Origin of the sequence: Pseudomonas protegens CHA0 (assembly GCF_000397205.1) — a bacterium.
In the GTDB taxonomy this organism is placed as follows: domain Bacteria; phylum Pseudomonadota; class Gammaproteobacteria; order Pseudomonadales; family Pseudomonadaceae; genus Aquipseudomonas; species Aquipseudomonas protegens.
The window spans coordinates 1,429,293-1,449,100 of the sequence record NC_021237.1; the positions used below are offsets into that span (position 1 = coordinate 1,429,293).

The 19,808-nt window shown below is 62.4% G+C and carries 16 protein-coding genes and 2 tRNA genes; 3 read left to right on the forward strand and 15 right to left on the reverse strand.

Annotation, left to right across the window (positions count from 1 at the left end):
• The first annotated feature begins 64 nt into the window (after positions 1-64).
• Entirely contained in the window at positions 65-844 is a 780-nt protein-coding gene (gene fpr, locus PFLCHA0_RS06375; protein WP_003198368.1) for a ferredoxin-NADP reductase, read from the forward strand.
• 122 nt (positions 845-966) lie between these two features.
• Here fpr and tsaA read toward each other — a convergent pair whose 3' ends face one another.
• The 6 genes from tsaA to rimO form a co-directional block, all read right to left on the reverse strand.
• Entirely contained in the window at positions 967-1,662 is a 696-nt protein-coding gene (gene tsaA, locus PFLCHA0_RS06380) for a tRNA (N6-threonylcarbamoyladenosine(37)-N6)-methyltransferase TrmO (protein ID WP_015634378.1), read from the reverse strand.
• 117 nt (positions 1,663-1,779) lie between these two features.
• The gene (locus tag PFLCHA0_RS06385; protein WP_015634379.1) at positions 1,780-2,550 is read right to left on the reverse strand and encodes an SDR family oxidoreductase; all 771 of its coding nucleotides are present in this window, start codon (positions 2,548-2,550) and stop codon (positions 1,780-1,782) included.
• 127 nt (positions 2,551-2,677) lie between these two features.
• Complete coding sequence (locus tag PFLCHA0_RS06390; protein WP_011059591.1) at positions 2,678-3,139, reverse strand: YehS family protein; 462 nt, start codon at positions 3,137-3,139, stop codon at positions 2,678-2,680.
• 66 nt (positions 3,140-3,205) lie between these two features.
• On the reverse strand, positions 3,206-3,916 hold the full coding sequence (locus PFLCHA0_RS06395) for an rRNA pseudouridine synthase (RefSeq protein ID WP_015634380.1): 711 nt from the start codon (positions 3,914-3,916) through the stop codon (positions 3,206-3,208).
• 82 nt (positions 3,917-3,998) lie between these two features.
• Positions 3,999-4,472, reverse strand: a complete 474-nt coding sequence (locus PFLCHA0_RS06400) for a GNAT family N-acetyltransferase (RefSeq protein WP_015634381.1) — start codon at positions 4,470-4,472, stop codon at positions 3,999-4,001.
• 117 nt (positions 4,473-4,589) lie between these two features.
• Positions 4,590-5,927, reverse strand: coding sequence for a 30S ribosomal protein S12 methylthiotransferase RimO (gene rimO, locus PFLCHA0_RS06405; protein ID WP_015634382.1), 1,338 nt, complete (start codon positions 5,925-5,927; stop codon positions 4,590-4,592).
• Positions 5,928-6,308: 381 nt separating this feature from the next.
• Between rimO and PFLCHA0_RS06410 the strand changes: the two genes are divergently transcribed.
• The gene (locus PFLCHA0_RS06410) at positions 6,309-8,150 is read left to right on the forward strand and encodes a potassium transporter Kup (RefSeq protein WP_374046137.1); all 1,842 of its coding nucleotides are present in this window, start codon (positions 6,309-6,311) and stop codon (positions 8,148-8,150) included.
• A 168-nt stretch (positions 8,151-8,318) separates the two neighbouring features.
• On the opposite strand, the gene PFLCHA0_RS06415 is transcribed toward PFLCHA0_RS06410, so the two are convergent.
• The 5 genes from PFLCHA0_RS06415 to PFLCHA0_RS06435 form a co-directional block, all read right to left on the reverse strand.
• The gene (locus PFLCHA0_RS06415) at positions 8,319-8,594 is read right to left on the reverse strand and encodes a DUF3077 domain-containing protein (protein ID WP_015634384.1); all 276 of its coding nucleotides are present in this window, start codon (positions 8,592-8,594) and stop codon (positions 8,319-8,321) included.
• 430 nt (positions 8,595-9,024) lie between these two features.
• Complete coding sequence (locus PFLCHA0_RS06420; protein ID WP_015634385.1) at positions 9,025-10,323, reverse strand: virulence factor family protein; 1,299 nt, start codon at positions 10,321-10,323, stop codon at positions 9,025-9,027.
• On the reverse strand, positions 10,323-12,971 hold the full coding sequence (gene mprF / locus PFLCHA0_RS06425) for a bifunctional lysylphosphatidylglycerol flippase/synthetase MprF (protein ID WP_015634386.1): 2,649 nt from the start codon (positions 12,969-12,971) through the stop codon (positions 10,323-10,325). The genes PFLCHA0_RS06420 and mprF overlap by 1 nt, the downstream gene beginning before the upstream one ends.
• A 277-nt stretch (positions 12,972-13,248) precedes the next feature.
• Positions 13,249-13,325, reverse strand: a tRNA-Met gene (locus PFLCHA0_RS06430).
• Positions 13,326-13,527: 202 nt separating this feature from the next.
• A tRNA-Met gene (locus tag PFLCHA0_RS06435) sits at positions 13,528-13,604 on the reverse strand.
• A 295-nt stretch (positions 13,605-13,899) separates the two neighbouring features.
• Between PFLCHA0_RS06435 and dinB the strand changes: the two genes are divergently transcribed.
• The gene (gene dinB / locus PFLCHA0_RS06440; protein ID WP_015634387.1) at positions 13,900-14,967 is read left to right on the forward strand and encodes a DNA polymerase IV; all 1,068 of its coding nucleotides are present in this window, start codon (positions 13,900-13,902) and stop codon (positions 14,965-14,967) included.
• 63 nt (positions 14,968-15,030) lie between these two features.
• On the opposite strand, the gene PFLCHA0_RS06445 is transcribed toward dinB, so the two are convergent.
• The 4 genes from PFLCHA0_RS06445 to PFLCHA0_RS06460 all read right to left on the reverse strand — a co-directional run bounded on the left by PFLCHA0_RS06445 (position 15,031) and on the right by PFLCHA0_RS06460 (position 19,808).
• The gene (locus PFLCHA0_RS06445) at positions 15,031-15,984 is read right to left on the reverse strand and encodes a hypothetical protein (protein ID WP_011059599.1); all 954 of its coding nucleotides are present in this window, start codon (positions 15,982-15,984) and stop codon (positions 15,031-15,033) included.
• Positions 15,985-16,001: 17 nt separating this feature from the next.
• Positions 16,002-17,717, reverse strand: a complete 1,716-nt coding sequence (locus PFLCHA0_RS06450; RefSeq protein WP_015634388.1) for a proline--tRNA ligase — start codon at positions 17,715-17,717, stop codon at positions 16,002-16,004.
• Between the two features lie 129 nt (positions 17,718-17,846).
• On the reverse strand, positions 17,847-19,412 hold the full coding sequence (locus tag PFLCHA0_RS06455; RefSeq protein ID WP_011059601.1) for an AmpG family muropeptide MFS transporter: 1,566 nt from the start codon (positions 19,410-19,412) through the stop codon (positions 17,847-17,849).
• Positions 19,413-19,454: 42 nt separating this feature from the next.
• Positions 19,455-19,808 carry an MGMT family protein gene (locus PFLCHA0_RS06460; protein WP_015634389.1) on the reverse strand — a complete coding sequence of 118 codons (354 nt, stop codon included), beginning with the start codon at positions 19,806-19,808 and terminating at the stop codon, positions 19,455-19,457.

Here is a 19,808-nt window from a genome sequence, read left to right on the forward strand (position 1 = left end):
GCCATTAGAATGCTGTGCAATTGCGCTCATGGTCAGCGCAGGCAATTTCTAGGAGCCCCCGTACATGAGCAACATGAACCACGAGCGTGTCCTCAGTGTTCATCACTGGAATGACACTCTGTTCAGCTTCAAGTGCACCCGCGATCCGGGTCTGCGCTTCGAGAACGGTCAGTTCGTGATGATCGGCCTGCAACAGCCTAATGGCCGTCCGCTTATGCGTGCCTACTCCATTGCCAGCCCGAACTGGGAAGAGCATCTCGAATTCTTCAGCATCAAGGTTCCAGACGGTCCGTTGACTTCCCAGCTGCAGCATCTGAAGGAAGGCGACGAGATCATCATCAGCAAGAAGCCAACCGGTACCCTGGTACTGGATGACTTGAAGCCCGGCAAACACCTGTACCTGCTCAGCACCGGTACCGGCCTGGCGCCGTTCATGAGCGTGATCCAGGATCCGGAAACCTACGAGCGTTTCGAAAAAGTGATCCTGTGCCACGGCGTACGCTACGTCAACGAAGTCGCCTACCGCGAGTTCATCACCGAGCACCTGCCGCAGAACGAGTTCTTCGGCGAAGCCTTGCGTGAAAAGCTGATCTACTACCCCACCGTGACCCGCGAGCCGTTCGAGAACGAAGGCCGCCTGACCGACCTGATGCGCAGCGGCAAGCTGTTCCGCGACATCGGCCTGCCGCCGATCAACCCGCAGGACGACCGCGCCATGCTGTGCGGCAGCCCGAGCATGCTGGATGAAACCAGCGAAGTGCTCAACAGTTTCGGCCTGACCGTTTCGCCGCGCATGCGCGAGCCGGGTGACTACCTGATCGAGCGTGCATTCGTCGAAAAGTAGGAGCGAGCGTGCTCGCGAAGACCGTCCAGGCAGCGCATTGGTGCTGACTGGGCGGATTCTCCCGGACACAGAAAAGCCCGCGTTGCCTGGAAAGGCAGCGCGGGCTTTTTCGTTTCCGGGGTTCAGCCCGCCGGGACCACTTCCAGCACCCGGATCACCCCGGGCTCTGGGTAATGCCAGCGCACGTCCAGATCCCAGAACTGGGCGCCGTACTCACGCTCGGCCGTGGGCACTTGGTAGGCCGGACGCGGATCCTGAGCCAGGCACTGCTCGATCAGCTCCACCAGGGGCTCCTGCAGACGCTGAGCGTGGATCTGAGCCTGTTGCAGGGCATTGTCCTGCCACTGCACCGGAATAATCTGCGGCGCGGCGCTAGCGATCTCATTGCTCGCCGTGGCAATGATGTCGGCGTAGGGCACGTAGGGCTTGATATCGAGGATCGGCGTACCGTCCAGCAGGTCGATGCCGGAGATCCACAGGCGGTTGGCCTCGACCTTGTCCAGCTTGACCACCGACTGGCCGATGCCATTGGGGCGATGGGTGGCGCGGGTGGCGAAGACCCCCATGGACTTGTTGCCCCCCAGGCGCGGCGGGCGCACCTTGAGTCGCGGCTTGTCCTCCAGGGCCTGGTGAAACAGGAATAGCAGCCAGACGTGGCTGACCTGCTCCAGCCCTTGCACCGCGTCGCCCTGGTCGAAAGGCGCCACCAGTTCCAGCACCCCGCGCGCGGCCGTAGCCAGTTGCGGTTGGCGCGGGATGGCGAACTTCTCCTTGAAGCAGGAGCGCACGAAGCCGATGGGGGAAACGCTGTAGGTCATGTTCTGGGGTCGAGGCTGTAAGGGGAGGGCATGATAACCCGTTCGCTGGCAAGCCAGCTCCTACAACACCCGCGCCACCTGTAGGAGCCGGCTTGCCGGCGAATTGCACAACATCAATCAGAGACTGAAGCCGCCATCCAGAGGAATGATGTTGCCGGTCATGTAGGCCCCCGCAGTGCTTGCCAGGCTGATGGCCAGCGCGGCCATTTCCTCTTCCCGGCCCCAGCGTTTCATCGGGATCAGCGCCACGTCTTCGGCCAGGGCCTGTTCATCGTTACCGATGTGCTGAGTCATCTTGCTGGGAAAACGTCCCGGCGCGATGACATTGACGTTGATGTGCTGGCTCACCAGCTCCCGGGCGAGGATCCGCGACATCTGGTGCAGCGCCGCCTTGCTCGGGCCATAGGCGTAGGCCTGTTCGCCGAAGGAGCTGATTCCGGCCACCGAGCCGATATTGATGATGCGCGCCGGATGGGCCGCCGAGCCGGCACGGCGCAGCAGCGGCAGCAACTGCTGGATACAGCTGAACACCGAGGTCACGTTCAATTGCATGACCTTTTCCCAACCCTTGGCCGGGTAGCTTTCCAGTGGCGCGCCCCAGGTCGTGCCGGCGTTGTTCACCAGGATGTCCAGGGAGTCGAGTTGCTGGCCCAAAGTGGCGGCAAGCTGCTGCACGCCTTCCTCATTGGCCAGGTTGGCGGCCAGCCCCCGGCACTCTCCGAATGCGGCCAGTTCCTCGGCGACCTGCTGGCAGGCGTCGGGATCACGGGCGCAGATATACACCCGGGCGCCGGCTTCGACAAAGGCCTTGGCAATCATCTTGCCGATACCACGGGTGCCGCCGGTCACCAGGGCGGTGCGGCCTTGCAGGGAGAAATAGGGATGCATGGGAAGTCCTGAGCAGATAGGTGTGTGCCTACCCTAGTCTTCAGGCGCTTGCCGGGGAGCCACTATTGCCTGGGGCAATAGCGGCTCATCAGGGCCGCTGAGAATGTACTGCGGCCGCGCGAGGGGTTCAGCCGCGTACGCGCAGGGTCAGGCCCTTGAGAAAGTTGCGCAGCAGCTGATCGCCGCACGGGCGGTAGTTGGTGTGGCCGAACTTGCGGAACAGCGCGCTCAGCTCCGGCTTGGACACCGGGAAGTCGGCCGCCTTGAGCACGGCGTGCATGTCGTCTTCCTTGAGTTCGAAGGCCACTCGCAGCTTCTTCAGAATGATGTTGTTGGTGACCGGCAGTTCGATCGGCAGCGGGGGACGGCTTTCGTCCTTGCCGCGCTTGAAGATCACCAGGCCATCGAGGAAGTGCGCCATGACTTCGTCCGGGCAATGCACAAAACCTTCTTCCTCATCCTTCTTCAGGTAGCTGACGACATCGTCCAGGCTGACCTTGAAACCGGTGAGCTTGATGATCTCGACGACCTTCTTGTCGCTGATGTCGAGCATGTAGCGCACGCTGCGCAGTACATCGTTATGAATCATGGTTACAGTCCTGATCAATGCGCGTGGAGCGCCGCGCAAGGGCACGGCGTCTGAATGGGGGCGGCTTTAGAACTTCTCTTTGGCCGACAGGTAGCGCCACTGGCCCAGCGGCACCTTGCCGATGGACACGCCGCCGACTCGTATGCGGCGGATGGCGACGACCTTGAGGCCGACGGCCTGGCAAAACAGCGCAATCACACCCGGCTGCGGGTTCTTCATGGCGAAGCGCAGGCGGTTCTCGTTCTGCCAGCTGGCTTTTACCGGTGGCAGCTCGCGGCCTTTGTAGGTCAGGCCGTGGTTCAGGCGGTTGAGCCCGTGGTCGATCATCTCGCCTTCGACCTCGACCACGTATTCCTGCTCGATCTTGGCCGCGTCGGCAGTCAGCTTGCGCAGCACTTTCCAGTCCTGGGTGAACACCAGCAAGCCGCTGGCGTTGGGCTGCAGGTCATCGCTGGCGGTCAGGCGCAGGAAATGCCCGCGCAATGGACGTTTGCCGTAGCGGTGTTCTTCGGACAGGCTGTCGGCGCCAATGGACTGCATGGCGCTGTCCAGGTCCTGGCCGGCAGGCACGTTGAGCAGGATGGTCACAGGCTCCGGCGCGGTGGCCTTGGCCTCGGGGTCCAGAGCGACGGTTTGCGCGCCGACCTTGAACTGCGGTTCGTCGATGACTTCGCCGTCTACGGTGACCCAGCCGCCCTCGATGAACAGCTCAGCCTCCCGGCGGGAGCAGCCGACCAGTTCGATGAGGCGTTTGGAGAGACGAATCGGGTCAGTCATGACAGGGGCCGTAACAAAAGAGGGCAGCTATTGTACCTGCCTGGCGCCGGTTAATCGCGGGTCCATTTGCCGGCTGTGGCTTTTAGCCGCGCCGGGCCTGCAGTTGTGCCTGTTTCAGGCGCATGTGCAGCAGCGGGTAGGGCTGGCCCATGCCGTCCTGCTCCGAGCGCCCGACCACTTCGAAGCCTTGCCTGAAGTAGAAGCCCAGGGCTTGGGGGTTCTGCTCGTTGACGTCCAACTGCTGGGCATTGAGGTGTTCCACCGCGTACTGCAGCAGCTGGCGGCCCAGGCCTCGGCCCCGGTGGGCCGGGTCGATGAAGAGCATTTCCACCTTGCCCGCCGCGACCCCGGCAAACCCGGTGATGCGCTGGCGTGCATCGCGGGTGCAGATCAGCATCACTGCGTCCAGGTAGCGGGTCAGCACCAGTTTGCGCAGCAACTCTATATAGCTGTCCGGGAGAAAGTCGTGGGTGGCACGCACCGAGGCTTCCCAGACCTGGGTCAGTTCCGGGTAATCGCTGAGTTTGGGTGTATGCACGACCGAGTGTTGGCGCATGCCGCCTGCCCCTGAAGTGATAGGCCGCAGTGATTGCAGGCCTGGCAGAGCAAACGATAGACCGAAAAAAGCCCCGCATCTCGTGGCGAGAGCGGGGCTTGGCAGTTTTTTTACGCCTTACAGGGTTTCGGCCCAGAGGTCGTATTCGTCGGCGTCGGTCACCCGGCACCAGACCTTGTCACCCGGCTTCAGGTCGCCCGCACCGTCGATGAACACGTTGCCGTCGATTTCCGGGGCATCGAAGAAGCAGCGGCCCACGGCGCCATTCTCGTCGACTTCATCGATCAGCACTTCGATCTCTTTGCCGATGCGCTGTTGCAGGCGTGCCGAGCTGATTGCCTGCTGGTGCGCCATGAAGCGCTCCCAACGGTCCTGCTTGACCTCGTCCGGGACCACTTCCAGGTCCAGGTCGTTGGCTGGAGCGCCTTCCACCGGCGAGTACTGGAAGCAGCCGACGCGGTCCAGTTGGGCTTCGGTCAGCCAGTTCAGCAGGTACTGGAAGTCTTCTTCGGTTTCGCCCGGGAAGCCGACGATAAAGGTCGAACGGATGATTAGTTCAGGGCAGATCTCGCGCCAGTTCTTGATTCGCGCCAGGGTCTTGTCTTCGAAGGCCGGGCGCTTCATGGCCTTGAGCACTTTCGGGCTGGCATGCTGGAACGGGATGTCCAGATACGGCAGGATCTTGCCGGCGGCCATCAGCGGAATCAGCTCGTCCACGTGCGGGTAGGGGTACACGTAGTGCAGGCGAACCCATACGCCCAGGGTGCTCAGGGCTTCGCAGAGCTCGGTCATGCGGGTCTTCACTGGCGCGCCGTTCCAGAAGCCGGTGCGGTACTTGACGTCGACGCCATAGGCGCTGGTGTCCTGGGAGATCACCAGCAGTTCCTTGACCCCGGACTTGACCAGGCGCTGGGCTTCGTCGAGCACATCGCCCACCGGGCGGCTGACCAGCTTGCCGCGCATCGACGGGATGATGCAGAAGCTGCAGCTGTGGTTGCAGCCTTCGGAAATCTTCAGGTAGGCGTAGTGTCGCGGGGTCAGCTTGATGCCTTGCGGCGGCACCAGGTCGATCAGCGGGTTGTGGTCCTGTTTCGGTGGCACCACTTCGTGCACGGCGTTGACCACCTGCTCGTACTGTTGGGGGCCGGTGACCGCCAGCACGCTAGGGTGCACGTCACGGATATTGCCTTCTTCCACGCCCATGCAGCCGGTGACGATGACCTTGCCGTTTTCCTTGATGGCTTCGCCGATCACTTCCAGGGATTCGGCCTTGGCCGAGTCGATGAAACCGCAGGTGTTGACCACCACGACGTCGGCGTCCTGGTAGGTGGAGACCACGTCATAGCCTTCCATGCGCAGTTGAGTGAGGATGCGCTCGGAGTCGACCAGAGCTTTTGGGCAACCCAGGGATACGAAGCCGACTTTCGGGTTGGCCGGCGCGGAGGGGGTGGACATGTCTAACCTCGGTATTGGGTGTCGAGCCACTTGGGGGGCAAGTGCGACGGTTGGGCGCTGGCTGCGCCTCTGATCAAAAAGTGCGCAATTCTAGCGATGGTCGAAGCGCTTGACCAGCTTTATGCGGGGGAAATACGACGAGCGCTGGACTATGCTTCGTCCCGTTATGCCCGGTTGCTTTCATACGGTGTTAGTTGGTGCCTTAGTGGTAATAAGAATCTGCAAATTACATGGCAAACTGCGCAACTTAAGAGAATAGCGCTTGTATAACCTTGCGCTTTCTATATAAGAAGCCCCGGTCTTGAGTAGTAGGAGTCATTGATGGGTCAGGCAAGTAGTCAGGCGGCGAGTGGCGAGCACTCCGGGGGTAAGCCTCTGGGGATGCTGGTGGCGGCGGTCGGGGTGGTGTATGGCGATATCGGCACCAGTCCGCTCTACACCCTCAAGGAGGTGTTTGCCGGCCATTATGGGGTTCAGGTCAATCATGACGGGGTGTTTGGCATCCTGGCCCTGATTTTCTGGTCGTTGGTCTGGGTCGTCTCGATCAAGTACGTGCTGTTCGTCCTGCGGGCCGACAACCAGGGCGAGGGCGGCATCATGGCCCTGACCGCGTTGGCCAGGCGGGCTTCCGGTTCCTATCCGCGCTTGCGTTCGATGCTGGTGATTCTGGGCCTGATCGGGGCGGCGCTGTTCTATGGCGACAGCATGATCACCCCGGCGATTTCCGTGCTGTCGGCGGTAGAGGGCCTGGAGCTGGCATTCAGCGGCCTGGAACACTGGGTAGTGCCAATGGCGCTGGTGGTACTGGTGGCCTTGTTCCTGATCCAGAAACACGGCACTGATCGCATCGGCAAGCTGTTTGGTCCGGTGATGGTGGCCTGGTTCGTGGTTCTGGGCGGGTTGGGGGTCAACGGCATTCTCCAGCACCCCGAGGTGTTGCAGGCGTTGAACCCGATGTGGGGCGTGCGCTTCTTCATTGTCCATCCGGGCATGGGGGTCGCCATCCTCGGGGCGGTGGTTCTGGCATTGACCGGTGCCGAAGCCTTGTACGCCGATATGGGGCACTTCGGGCGCAAGCCCATTGCCCGGGCCTGGTTTGCCCTGGTGCTGCCGGCGCTGGTGCTGAACTACTTCGGCCAGGGCGCGCTGCTGCTGGAGAACCCTGAAGCCGCCCGCAACCCCTTCTACCTGCTGGCGCCAAGCTGGGCCCTGATTCCGCTGGTGGTGCTGGCCACCCTGGCCACAGTGATCGCGTCCCAGGCGGTGATTTCCGGGGCTTTCTCCCTGACTCGTCAGGCGATCCAGCTGGGTTACATCCCGCGGATGCACATTCAGCACACTTCCAGCGCCGAGCAGGGGCAGATCTACATCGGCGCGGTGAACTGGGCGCTGATGGTGGGTGTGATCCTGCTGGTGCTCGGTTTCGAGTCCTCCGGTGCCCTGGCTTCGGCCTACGGCGTGGCGGTGACCGGGACCATGCTGATCACCAGCATCCTGGTGTCGGCGGTGATCCTGCTGCTGTGGAAGTGGCCGCCGATGCTGGTGGTGCCGCTCCTGCTGGGATTCCTGTTGGTGGATGGGCTGTTCTTCGCCGCCAACGTGCCGAAGATCTTCCAGGGCGGCGCCTTCCCGGTGCTGGCGGGGATCGTGCTGTTCATCCTCATGACCACCTGGAAGCGCGGCAAGGAATTGCTGGTGGATCGCTTGGACGAAGGCGGGCTGCCGCTGCCAATCTTTATCAGCAGCATCCGCGTACAGCCGCCGCATCGGGTGCAGGGCACTGCCGTGTTCCTCACCGCCCGTCCAGACGCCGTGCCCCACGCCTTGCTGCACAACCTGCTGCATAATCAGGTGCTGCACGAACAAGTGGTGCTGTTGACGGTGGTCTACGAGGACATTCCACGAGTGCCTGCAAATCGGCGCTTCGAGGTGGACTCCTACGGCGAAGGTTTCTTCCGGGTGATCCTGCACTTCGGTTTCACTGACGAGCCAGACGTGCCGGAGGCCCTGAAACTGTGCCACCTGGACGAGCTGGACTTCAGTCCCATGCGCACCACGTACTTCCTCAGTCGTGAAACCGTGATCGCCTCCAAGCTGGTGGGCATGGCCCGCTGGCGCGAAGCGCTGTTCGCCTTCATGTTGAAGAACGCCAACGGCAACCTGCGCTTCTTCAAGCTGCCGGTGAACCGGGTGATCGAACTGGGTACTCAGGTCGAGATGTAAACCCGACCAGACAAAAGCCCCTGTTGCCTTGCGGCAGCGGGGGCTTTTTCGTTTCACGGACCCTGTAGGAGCGAGCTTGCTCGCGATGACGGACTGGTAGCCGACATCGATGCTGATGACTGGACGGTTTCTCCCGGAGCCCACCGGCCCCGAGATCACCCCTGGCCTTTACGCGGCTAGCGCCTGCACCACATCGTCCACCACCGCCTTGCCCATGGCGGTCAGGTAGTGCGCGGCCCAGGCGTGGCGATCGCTGTCTTTGCTGTAGGCGGCGTCCTCGGCAAACGCCTTGGCCAGGGACAACAGGTCGGAGGCTTGGGCCAGGGCGTCGCCAATGGGCAGGCCGGGACTGACCTGGAACAGCGGGCGTTCCGAGCAGTAAAGGAAAGTGCTTAAGCCGATAGTTTTCAGATCTGACAGTTGAGGCAGGTTCGCATTGTTCATGGTCCAACTCCTGAATTCGAGGAGCTACCACGTTCGTTTCCACGCGAATGGGTGGCAGCTGTGCGCAGGTTGGAAAACCGGGAACCCAGGGAACCGGCAGACCCGAAGGTCTCCCACGCACAGCTGCCATAACTGATGAATTGCAGGTGCTAAATTCGCCTGCAATCACTATGGGGTGCTAGTTGCCCAGATTCTTCGGGTTTCCAAGCCCGGTCACTGAATGCTCAGCGACTCCCGGAGCCTAGCCTGTCGAAGCCAAGGCCAACAAGGCAGCAAAGTGCCCAAAACGCACCCCTTACGCCAGTCTCGGAGTTTGCCTACAAGCTGCGCGGGAGTCATCCGCAATTAAGCCGTCTTCAGCGGGACAGCTGATGTAAAAAAGCCCCAGCAGCTTCAAGGCTGCGGGGGCTTTTGTGCGGCGAAGCTCAACTCACTCTTGAGCGCTAGCCTGATCCTTGGCCTGGCGCTTTTCGATGGCATCCACCAGGCGCTTGGCCAGTGCCGGGTAGTTCTCATCGAAGTGATGGCCGCCCGGCAGCTTCATGGCTTCACCGACCGCAGTCTTGTCGGTGCAGCCGCTTTCGTCGACTTCTTCCTCACCGTAGATGCACACCACCTTGGCGGCGGGCAGCTTGGCCATTTCCGGGCCGGTGGCAGCTTCCTTGCCGGCATTGCCCAGCCAGCCTTCGACTTCGATCTCGAAGCTGCCGGTACGGGCGAAGGCCAGCAGGATAATGGCGTCGATGCGCTGCTGCTCGGCTTCCGGCAGGCGGTTGTAGATCGCCGGCAGCACGTCGGCGCCGAAGGAGTAGCCGGTCAGCACGAAGCGCTTGGTGCCCCACTTCTGCCGGTAGTGCTGCATCAGTTCGGTGAGGTCAACGGCGCTTTGCTCAGGCGTCTTGTGCTGCCAGTAGTAGCGCAGGGTGTCGATGCCCACCACCGGGTAGCCGATCTTGGCCATCTCGCCGGCCACGTCGCGGTCCAGGTCGCGCCAGCCGCCGTCGCCGGAGAGGAACAGGGTCACGGTGTCCTTGGCCTGGCCGGCCGGGACTTCCACCACGGGAATGTTCAGGCCGCCGTTTTCAGAACCCACCAGCAGCTTGCGCAGCTCGTTGTTCAGCACTTGGGGCAGGTGGATGTCGTAGTCGCTGATGCTGGTGGTGGCGTTGGGGGTATCACGCACGAAGCCGGCACTTTCGTCATCCGGGTTGTCGTTCCAGGCCACCAGCCAGTGGCCGTGGGCCAGGGTCTTGGGCAGTGGATCGGTGCAGCCGGGCGCCGGGTTGATGGTGAAGCCTACCGACACGGCCTGGGCCTTGTCGTCGTTCTGGGAGGCGATCCAGCGCCAGGCCAGGGCGGCGCCAGGGCCGATGCCGCTGACCAGGGTGGCCGGGCCGTTGAGCTGGGGCAGGGCGCTTTGCAGGGCTTGTTCCTGCAGTTTGCAATCGTCCTTGGGCAGGATCACCTGGACGATCTGCGCCGCGCCGCTGCGGCTCAGGGCCAGCAGTTGTTTGTCGGTCAGGGTCGAATCAGGCAGCACCGCCACCACCACCCGGGCCTTGGCCTTGGCGCCTGGGGTCACTCGGGTCAGGGTCGAGCCGTCGGCCTGGGCCAGTTGTTCCAGGGTCGGTTCAGGGGCGGGGCGGTTCCACCACCAGTAGCCACCACCCGCAAGCAAAGCCAGTACCACCAGTGTGGCCAGCAGATACCGCCAAGAGCGTTGAATCATCAGCGTTTCACCAATCCAGTCAGGCCGCCTGCGATCAGGGCGGCGGTGTCGGCCAGTGCCACCAGCGGGTCGAGCCCGGCCGGCACGGCCATGTAACGGGGTTCCCAGTCGGGCTGGAACTTGTCTTTGAAGCGGCGCAAGCCTTGGAAGTTATACAGTTGCTCGCCACGGCGGAAGACCATCGAGCCGAGGCGTTGGGTCAGCGGCGCGCCACGCCGGGGTTGCAGGCCGGACAGCGGCACCATGCCCAGGCTGAAGCGGGCGTATCCATGATTTTTATAATGCTGGATCAGGCCGACCATCATGAACTCCATGGTCAGCTTCGGCGCGTCCGGGTGCGCGCGCATCAAGTCGAGACTGGCCAGGTCATGGCTGTAGGTCTCGAGCAGGTTGGCGAAGGCCACCGGGCGTCCTTCAAAACGGATGATGGCGATGCGGAAGTGCTTGAGGTAGTCGTCGCTGAAGCGCCCCAGGGAGAAGCCTTTCTCGCGGACATTCTTGCCGGTCAGCCAGGCATCTGAGATCACTTTCAGCTCGTCCATCGGCGCTTGCCCCGGCTCGTGGATCTCCAGCGACAGGCCGTCGCGGGTACCGCGGTTCCAGGTGTAGCGCAGGTCCTTCATCTCCTTGCCCTTGGCTTCCAGATCAAAGCGCTTGAGGTCGACCCGGGCTTCTTCGCCGAGCTTGATCGCCGTCAGGCCGATGTCCATGTAGTAGGGCAGGTTTTCCGCCCGTACCTGGTAGAACACCGGGCGCGCGTGGTGCAGGTCGCACAGGTCGCGGAACTGCCAGATCATTTCCGCGCGCTGCTGGGTCGGGCCGATGGGGTCGTACAGCGCCACCAGGCTGCGGCCGCGGCGAGCGTACATCAGGAAGGCGTCGTCGTTGGGGTGGAACAACAGCGCCTTGTCACCGGTCAGGGCCAGGCCACCATCGGGTTGGGACGAGGCCATGAGAATCTTCGCGGCCTTGGCCAGCTCGTCGCTGGTGGGCAGGTGGATGACCGGGCGTGCGGTACGCAGCAGCCAGGTCAGGGACACCACCAGCAACAGCACCGCAGCTCCCAACAGCGAGCGCAGGCCCCGGGGTGCGTCGGCGTCGAGGGTGAACTGCCACCACAGTTGATGGCTGTAGGGCACGTCCTGATAGGCGAACAGCAGCAGCCAGATGGAGGCCCCGAGCACGCAGACGCTGGCCACCAGGTACAGCGGCGAGAACGGCAGTTCGGTGAGGCGGCTGGGGCGATAGAACGAGCGCCGGAACACCGCCAGCAGGCTGGCGGTGAGGGTCATCAGGCAGGCTTCTTCCCAGTCAAAGCCTTTAAGCAGCGAGAGCAGGGCGCCCACCAGCAACAGAATGGTGGTGAGCATCCAGGCGGCGGACAGGCGCCGGCGCAGGCCTTGGGCCAGCAGCAGGCAGAGCACGCCGATCAGACTGGCGCCGAAGTGTGAAGCGTCCACCAGACGGTGGGGAATCAGGAAGCCGATGTGCTGCAGGCGGGTATCGATTTCCGGGGTGGCGCCGGAGAACAGCAGCACCACGCCTGAGAGGAACACCAGCACCGCCAGGATCGGCGCCGCCAGGCCGGAAGCTACCCGCAGGGATTGCCGGGTCTGGAACAGGCGCTGGGCTTCGTTGATCAGCAGCAGGACGCAGGCCACCAACATCGGCAGCACCACGTAGATCAGGCGATACAGCAGCAATGCGGCCGCCAGGGGTGCGGCGCCGAGCTTGTCGGCAAACGCCGCCAGCAGGATGGCTTCGAACACCCCGACGCCGCCGGGCACATGGCTGAGCACACCGGCGGCCAGGGCCAGCAGGTACACCAGCAGGAAGGCGCCGAACGGCGGCGCTTCGGGCAGCAGCAGGTAGAGCACGGTGGCGGCTGCAGCGACGTCCAGGGCGGTGATGATCAGTTGCAGGAAGGTCAGGCGGCGTCCAGGCAGGCGCAGGGTGCGACGTCCGACCCGGACCAACAGGTTGTCGCGCAGGGGCTGTTCCGGCAGGCGTCGGCGATAGATACCGACCGCCAGTACCGCGCCCAGCAGAAGAATAGCCAGGGCAATGCCGGCCAGCAGGCTTTCAGGCAGGCGCAGGGCCGCCGAGGCTGCCGGCAAGTTGCTCAGGGTGGCCAGGGCCGCCAGCGGTGGCAAGGCACAACCCAGAGAGAGGCTGGCAAACAGGGTCATGTGCGCGACGTCGGAGGCCCCCAGCCCGTGACGTGCGTACAGGCGATAACGTACCGATCCACCGGACAGCAGCGACAGACCAATGGCGTTGCCAATGGCGAAAGCGGTGAAGCCGCCCAGGGCCAGGGTGCGGCCGGGCAGGTTGACCCCGGCGTAACGGCTGGCGGACCACTCGTACCCCAGCAGAATAATGAAGCCGACGATGGTCGCGCCCAGGGCGCCGAGCAGGGCCGGCTTGGGCACTTCGAGGATCGAGTCGTGCAGGGCGTAGAAATCCAGCTCGCTGAGCAGGTGACGGCAAGCGATCAGGGCAATGGCGAACAGCAGCAGGGTTATGGCCAGGCCCAGGGGTTGGCGGTACTTGCTCAACAGGTCCAGCCAGCGCAAGCGAGTGGCTGTCACAGGTTGAGTGGCGGTAGTGGTATCGCTGTCTTGTGAATCAGACGTGTTGGCGCGCATCAATCACCTCGTGGATTGTGCGCGACAGGATGGGGGTATCCAGCCAAGTTACCAATCCCTGTAGGAAAAATAGTTTCAAATATTAACGCGTCTCACCGTGGCCCGGCGACCCTGGGCAATGGCCACCGGGTGGTCGCTCGAGACAGAGCATAGCTCGCATCTTGAAGGGTCGAAGCATCGCTAACGGCTCGCAACACTTTGCCAGGTCATTGTTGCGAAAGGACTTTTTCAACAGATACAAAAAAGGCCACTCTTTCGAGCAGCCTTTTTTGATGTTTGGTTGCGGGAGCCGGATTTGAACCGACGACCTTCGGGTTATGAGCCCGACGAGCTACCAGACTGCTCCATCCCGCGTCTGTGTGGCGGCATTCTACAGGCGAACGACCGAGTGTCAACCGTTAATGGTCCAATAGGTCAAATAAACGTCGAATGGCCAGTTCTGTCTCTTAAGTCATCGACAGCTAAAGAGTTTTGCCTGTGCCATGTTTGAGAGGGAGTAGTACAAAACAGGCACGCACAAAAAAGGCCACTCTTTCGAGTAGCCTTTTTTGATGTTTGGTTGCGGGAGCCGGATTTGAACCGACGACCTTCGGGTTATGAGCCCGACGAGCTACCAGACTGCTCCATCCCGCGTCTGTGTGGCCGAATTCTACAGAGCTGGCAGATCCTGTCAATCATTAAATTTTGAAAATTGCTTCCGGTTCAATCGCTTAGCTTCCTTGAAGGGGCTTTTCGGAAGGCTCGGGCCTAGCTAGAACGGGGCTTGCAGCTCTATTGAAGGCGTTGTTGTCATTGAGCAAATAAATTCAGCCGGACCTGATGAAGGTCAGCGCGAAGATGCAAGGTACTGGTGCTATATACAGGTGTCGGTAGATACTTGCCTTCTGCTTTCATTGCGACCTGTGCCTTTCATGATCTCTGCCTTTATATGATGCAGCGCAAAATCATCCACATTGACTGCGATTGCTTCTACGCCGCCATCGAAATGCGCGACGCCCCGCACCTGGCCAGCAAGCCGCTGGCGGTGGGCGGGTCAGCGGATCGACGGGGGGTGATTGCTACCTGCAATTATGAGGCGCGGGCCTATGGGGTGCGCTCGGCCATGTCCTCCCGGCACGCCCTGACCCTGTGCCCGGACCTGGTGATCGTCAAGCCGCGCATGGAGGCCTATCGGGAAGCTTCCAAAGAGATCCATACGATCTTTCGCGACTACACCGACCTGATCGAGCCCTTGTCGCTGGACGAGGCCTACCTGGATGTTTCCGAAAGCCCGAGCTTTGCCGGCAGCGCCACGCGTATCGCCCAGGACATTCGCCGTCGGGTTTCCAATCAGTTGCACATCACCGTGTCGGCCGGGGTGGCGCCGAACAAATTCCTGGCGAAGATCGCCAGTGACTGGAAAAAGCCCAACGGCCTGTTTGTGATCACCCCTGACCAGGTGGAGGATTTCGTCTCCGAGCTGCCAGTGAGCAAGCTGCACGGAGTGGGTAAGGTCACGGCGGACAAGCTGGGGCGCCTGGGCATTGTCGACTGCCTGCAATTACGGGACTGGAGCAAGCTGGCGCTGGTGCGCGAGTTTGGCAGTTTTGGCGAGCGCCTGTGGAGCCTGGCCCGGGGCATCGATGAGCGGCCAGTGCAGAACGATAGCCGGCGGCAGTCGATCAGCGTGGAGAATACCTACGACGTGGACCTGCCGGATCTGGACAGTTGCCTGCAGAAGTTGCCGGAACTGATGGAGACCCTGGCGGGGCGCATGGCGCGCATCGACAGCAGCTACCGGCCGGGCAAGCCTTTCGTCAAAGTGAAGTTTCATGATTTTACCCAGACCACCCTGGAACAGGCGGGGGCGGGGCGTGACCTGGAGAGTTATCGGCAATTGCTGACCCAGGCCTTCAAGCGCGGCGGCAAGCCGGTGCGCCTGCTGGGAATTGGCGTGCGTTTGCAGGATATGCGCGGCGCTCATGAACAGCTGGAGCTGTTCCGAGGGGGGTTGTAGGGGCTGGCCGGTTGCGATCCATCCGAGGCATCGCTTTCACCGGCAGCCGGCTCCTACAGGGGGTCAGTTGCTGCCGGGGTCGGCCACCAGGCGGCCGGCATTCTTGGTCAGGGACTTGAGGAACTCGTTCTGCAGCTCCGGATCGTTGCGGGTCAGCTCGATCAGGCTTTGCTCCAGTTCGCTGGCTTCTTCCTCCAGGCCCAGCTCCGACAGGCGTTTGACCCGGTGCACCCACTGGCTCACCTCATCATCTTCCAGGTCGTCGTAGATCAGTGCATGGGCTTCCTGCAACTTGCTGCGCAGGCCGCTGCTGATGCTCAGGGAGGAGTCCGAATGCACTTCGTCCTGAGCGTCTTCGACACTGATCTGCAGCTTGCCGATGTGATTCAGGTCCTGCTCGGAAAACGGATTGTCCAGCAGGTTCAAGCGCAGCACGCCATTGCGGTCGGTGCTCAGCTCGTAGGTCTGCTTGCCGGCCTTGACCTGCACCGGGCGCTCGCTCCATGGCAGGCTCGAATACTCCAGGCGCTTGTCGCGCTGGACTTCATCGATGGCTGCCAGGTTCTGCTGGGCACGGCCATGGGACGGCATGTTCATGAACGGGTTGAGTCCGGACACGCCGTAGCTGATCCAGTCCTTGGTCACGCTGTCCGGCAGGTTGCCCAGGGCGAACACATTGACCACATTGGCCCCGACGCCCGCCACCAGTGCCACCGCGCCCAGCGGGATCTCGTAGATCTCGCGCCAGGGTTGGTAGGGCGTGTAGCGATCGTAGCGGCGGGTGACCTCGAACTCGGTGACTTCGAAGGTCTTCTGTTCGTGAATGCGCACTCGGCGTTGCGGCAGCTCAAGCACCTTAGGCTCACCGACATCGATCTGCAGGCTGTGATCGAGCAGTTTGCGCTCTACACGTTCCTCGTGTTCGCTGCGTTGCGACATCTGGTTGGCACAGCCGCTGACCAGCAGGGCGCCGCATAAAGCGGCGCCCCCGAGGCTTAAGGTGTTTCGCTTGAACATGACTTCTCTATCTGGTTTCAGCGACGGATACGGGCTTGAAGGAAGGACAGCACGTCGGCCACGGGCAGTGCTTGCGCCTCGGCTTCGGTACGGCTCTTGTATTCCAGGTTGCCTTCGGCGAGGCCGCGGTCGCTGACCACGATCCGGTGAGGAATGCCGATCAGCTCCATGTCCGCGAACTTGATGCCCGGGCTGGTCTTCTTGTCACGATCGTCCAGCAGCACTTCGAAGCCGGCAGCGGTGAGTTCCGCGTAGAGCTTGTCGGTGGCTTCGCGAACCTGCTCGGTTTCGTAGCGCAGTGGCACCAGGGCAATCTGGAACGGCGCCAGGGTGTCGCTCCAGATGATGCCGTTGGCATCGTTGTTCTGCTCGATGGCAGCAGCCACCACACGGGATACGCCAATGCCGTAGCAACCCATTTCCAGGGTCACCGGCTTGCCGTTTTCGCCCAGCACTTCGCACTTCATCGCCTTGCTGTACTTGTTGCCCAGCTGGAAAATGTGCCCGACTTCGATGCCGCGCTTGATTTCCAGGGTGCCCTTGCCGTCCGGGCTCGGGTCGCCGGCCACCACGTTACGCAGGTCGGCCACGGTCGGAACCGGCAGATCGCGTTCCCAGTTGACGCCGAAGTAGTGCTTGTCGTCGATGTTCGCACCGATACCGAAGTCGCTCATCAGCTCGACCGAGCGGTCGATGATGATCGGCAGCGGCAGGTTCAGTGGGCCGAGGGAACCGGCGCCGGCGCCAATGGCGTCACGCAGTTCGGCATCGGACGCCATGACCAGCGGGCTGGCAACGCCAGGCTGGTTGGCGGCCTTGATTTCGTTGAGTTCGTGGTCGCCACGGATGATCAGGGCAATCAGCTTGCCTGGCTCTTCGGCGTGGACGATCAGGGTCTTGATGGTCTTTTCAATCGGCAGATTGAATTTTTCCACCAGCGCGGCAATGGTCTTGGTGTCTGGCGTATCGACCAGGCGCAGTTCTTCGGCTGGCGCTGGGCGCGAGGTTTCGCGAGGCACGGCCTCGGCTTTCTCGATGTTCGCCGCGTAGTCGGAGCCGTTGCTGAAGACGATATCGTCTTCACCGGATTCGGCCAGCACGTGGAATTCGTGGGAGCCGGCGCCGCCGATGGAGCCGTTGTCCGCTTCAACCGGGCGGAACTTCAGGCCCAGGCGGGTGAAGACATTGCAATAAGCCTGGTGCATGCGGTCGTAGGTGACCTGCAAGGACGCCTGGTCGGCGTGGAAGGAGTAGGCGTCCTTCATGATGAACTCGCGGCCGCGCATCAGACCGAAGCGTGGGCGGATTTCATCGCGGAATTTGGTCTGGATCTGGTACAGGTTCAGCGGCAGCTGCTTGTAGCTGCTCAGCTCGTTGCGAGCCAGATCGGTGATCACTTCTTCGTGGGTCGGGCCGGCGCAGAAATCGCGACCGTGACGGTCTTTGAAGCGCAGCAGCTCCGGGCCGTATTCTTCCCAGCGACCGGATTCCTGCCACAGCTCAGCCGGCTGAGTGCTCGGCATCAACACTTCAAGCGCGCCCGCGGCGTTCATTTCTTCGCGAACGATGGCTTCAACCTTGCGCATCACCCGCAAGCCCATCGGCAGCCAGGTGTACAGGCCGGAAGCCAGTTTACGGATCATGCCGGCGCGCAGCATCAGCTGATGGCTGATCACGACCGCGTCGGAAGGCGTTTCTTTCTGTGTGGCGAGCAAATATTGACTGGTGCGCATGGTAGGCCGTTGTCGGTTGCTGAAGACTGGAAGTGACGGAGCATTGTACGGGCGAGTTCCGCTGGCGTACAGGATTGCGCTCGGAGGGGCCGGGGGCTACTGCGAAAAGTGCGCAACCCCCGGGATTTTCTAGGATTCTTCGCCGACTGCGGTGCTGTTGGCGGAGCTTTCGGGCTCGGGTTTCGGCCCGGCGCGGCGGCTCTCCTGGAACCAGTGAATGGCGATCAGGATCAGTGTCGGCACCCCGAGGATCGCGGTGATGAGAAAGAAGTCGTGATAGCCGAACTTTTCCACCATGACCCCGGAATAGCCGCCGATCAGGCGCGGCAGCAGCAGCATGATGGAACTGAGCAGGGCGTACTGGGTGGCGGAGAACTTGAGGTTGGTCAGGCTCGACAGGTAGGCGACGAAGGCTGAAGTGGCCATGCCTGAACTGAAGTTGTCCAGGGAAATGGTGACGATCAGCATCTTCAGGTTCGGGCCCATGTCGGCAAGCATGAGGAACAGCAGGTTGGTCCCGGCCGATGCGGCGCCGCCGATGAACAGGATCGGCAGGATGCCGAACCGCACGATCAGCAGGCCGCCCATGCCGGCGCCGAGCAGGGTCATGATCAGCCCGAAGATCTTGCTGACCCCGGCGATCTGGTCTTTGGTGAAACCCTGGTCGATGTAGAACACGTTGGCCATAACGCCCATGACCGTGTCCGACATGCGATAGGTGGCAATCAGCCCCAATAGCAGAAAGGCTTGCCAGCGATAGCGCAGGATGAAGTCGTTGACCGGCGTCAGCACCGGCGCCAGGCCCCGGCGGCCCATGGCCGAGAGGCACAGGGTGCTGAGGGTGATGTAGAGGATGGCCCGCAGGAAGGCGCGGTCTTCCAGCAGCAGGTCCAGCAGGCTGACGCCGTCGAAGATCACGCTGGCGAAGTCGGTGTTGTACAGCTGGGTGAAGGTGGCGGGGACGGAAACCAGTAGCACGATCAGCACGAATACCGAGATCAACTGGTGAGCGAAGCTGTAGCGCCCGGCGGACAGTTGGGTGCGCAGCGGCACCGCGGGTTCACGCATCAGCAAGGTGGTGATCAGGGCCGGGATCATCAGCACCCCGAACAGCACGTAGGTGCCAGTCCAGGCCGAGTGCTTGTAGCTGAAACCGGTGGAGCCGAAGCCTTCGGCGAAAAACAGTGCGCCGGCAGTGGCCAGCAGCACGGCAACCCGATAGCCGGACATGTAGCTGGCGGCAAGGGCGGCCTGTCGGCTGTCGTCGGCGATTTCCAGGCGGTAGGCGTCGATGGCGATGTCCTGGGTGGCCGAGGCGAATGCCACGATCACCGCAATGGCGATCAGCCAGGAAAGGTGCTTTTGCGGGTCGCAGAAACCCATGCCGATCAGGCCGAGAATCACCAGGGTCTGCGCCAGCACCAGCCAGGAGCGACGTCGACCGAGCTTGCCCAGGAGGGGCAGGCGCCATTGGTCGAGCAGGGGCGACCATACCCACTTGAAGGCATAGGCCAGGCCGATCAGGCTGGCGTAACCGATGGTTTCACGGGCCACACCGGCCTCGCGCAACCACACCGAAAGAGTCGAGAACACCAGCATGTAGGGCATGCCGGCGGCGAAACCAAGCAGCAACAGCACGAGCGTCGAGGGGCTGGCATAGGCGGCAAGTGCGGCGCGCCAGGTTTTACGGGGCATGGGCTGAAGTCTGCCTCAGATTACGGAAACAAAGCGCGCACTCTAACCGCTGTGCTCCACCGGGCGCCAGCCATGGCGCTGAATATCCACGCGATTGTTCAGGATAGAGACACCTTCGCCACGCAGTCTGGCCCGCTGCTCGTCGCCCGAGGGACTGCCGGCCGGCAAGCTCAGGCGACCACCGGCGCCGAGCACTCGATGCCAGGGCAGGCTGGTGTCGGCGGGCAACTGGCTGAGGGTGCGCCCGACCCAGCGTGCCGCCCGCCCCAGGCCTGCCATCTCCGCCAGTTGGCCGTAGCTCACCACCCTGCCTTCGGGGACCTGGGCCAGGGTCAGGTACAGCGCCGTACGTCGGATCTGTGCAGGGCTTTGCGGCTCTTCGCTGTGTTCGGTCAC

Excerpts from the sequence above, each read along its gene's own strand:
- dinB (WP_015634387.1), top strand. The coding sequence starts at position 13,900 with ATGATGCAGCGCAAAATCATCCACATTGACTGCGATTGCTTCTACGCC.
- PFLCHA0_RS06445 (WP_011059599.1), bottom strand. The coding sequence starts at position 15,984 with ATGTTCAAGCGAAACACCTTAAGCCTCGGGGGCGCCGCTTTATGCGGC.
- PFLCHA0_RS06410 (WP_374046137.1), top strand. The coding sequence starts at position 6,309 with ATGCTGGTGGCGGCGGTCGGGGTGGTGTATGGCGATATCGGCACCAGT.
- PFLCHA0_RS06420 (WP_015634385.1), bottom strand. The coding sequence starts at position 10,323 with ATGATTCAACGCTCTTGGCGGTATCTGCTGGCCACACTGGTGGTACTG.
- PFLCHA0_RS06455 (WP_011059601.1), bottom strand. The coding sequence starts at position 19,412 with ATGCCCCGTAAAACCTGGCGCGCCGCACTTGCCGCCTATGCCAGCCCC.
- mprF (WP_015634386.1), bottom strand. The coding sequence starts at position 12,971 with ATGCGCGCCAACACGTCTGATTCACAAGACAGCGATACCACTACCGCC.
- fpr (WP_003198368.1), top strand. The coding sequence starts at position 65 with ATGAGCAACATGAACCACGAGCGTGTCCTCAGTGTTCATCACTGGAAT.
- PFLCHA0_RS06385 (WP_015634379.1), bottom strand. The coding sequence starts at position 2,550 with ATGCATCCCTATTTCTCCCTGCAAGGCCGCACCGCCCTGGTGACCGGC.
- PFLCHA0_RS06450 (WP_015634388.1), bottom strand. The coding sequence starts at position 17,717 with ATGCGCACCAGTCAATATTTGCTCGCCACACAGAAAGAAACGCCTTCC.
- PFLCHA0_RS06390 (WP_011059591.1), bottom strand. The coding sequence starts at position 3,139 with ATGATTCATAACGATGTACTGCGCAGCGTGCGCTACATGCTCGACATC.
- PFLCHA0_RS06415 (WP_015634384.1), bottom strand. The coding sequence starts at position 8,594 with ATGAACAATGCGAACCTGCCTCAACTGTCAGATCTGAAAACTATCGGC.
- PFLCHA0_RS06395 (WP_015634380.1), bottom strand. The coding sequence starts at position 3,916 with ATGACTGACCCGATTCGTCTCTCCAAACGCCTCATCGAACTGGTCGGC.
- PFLCHA0_RS06400 (WP_015634381.1), bottom strand. The coding sequence starts at position 4,472 with ATGCGCCAACACTCGGTCGTGCATACACCCAAACTCAGCGATTACCCG.
- tsaA (WP_015634378.1), bottom strand. The coding sequence starts at position 1,662 with ATGACCTACAGCGTTTCCCCCATCGGCTTCGTGCGCTCCTGCTTCAAG.
- rimO (WP_015634382.1), bottom strand. The coding sequence starts at position 5,927 with ATGTCCACCCCCTCCGCGCCGGCCAACCCGAAAGTCGGCTTCGTATCC.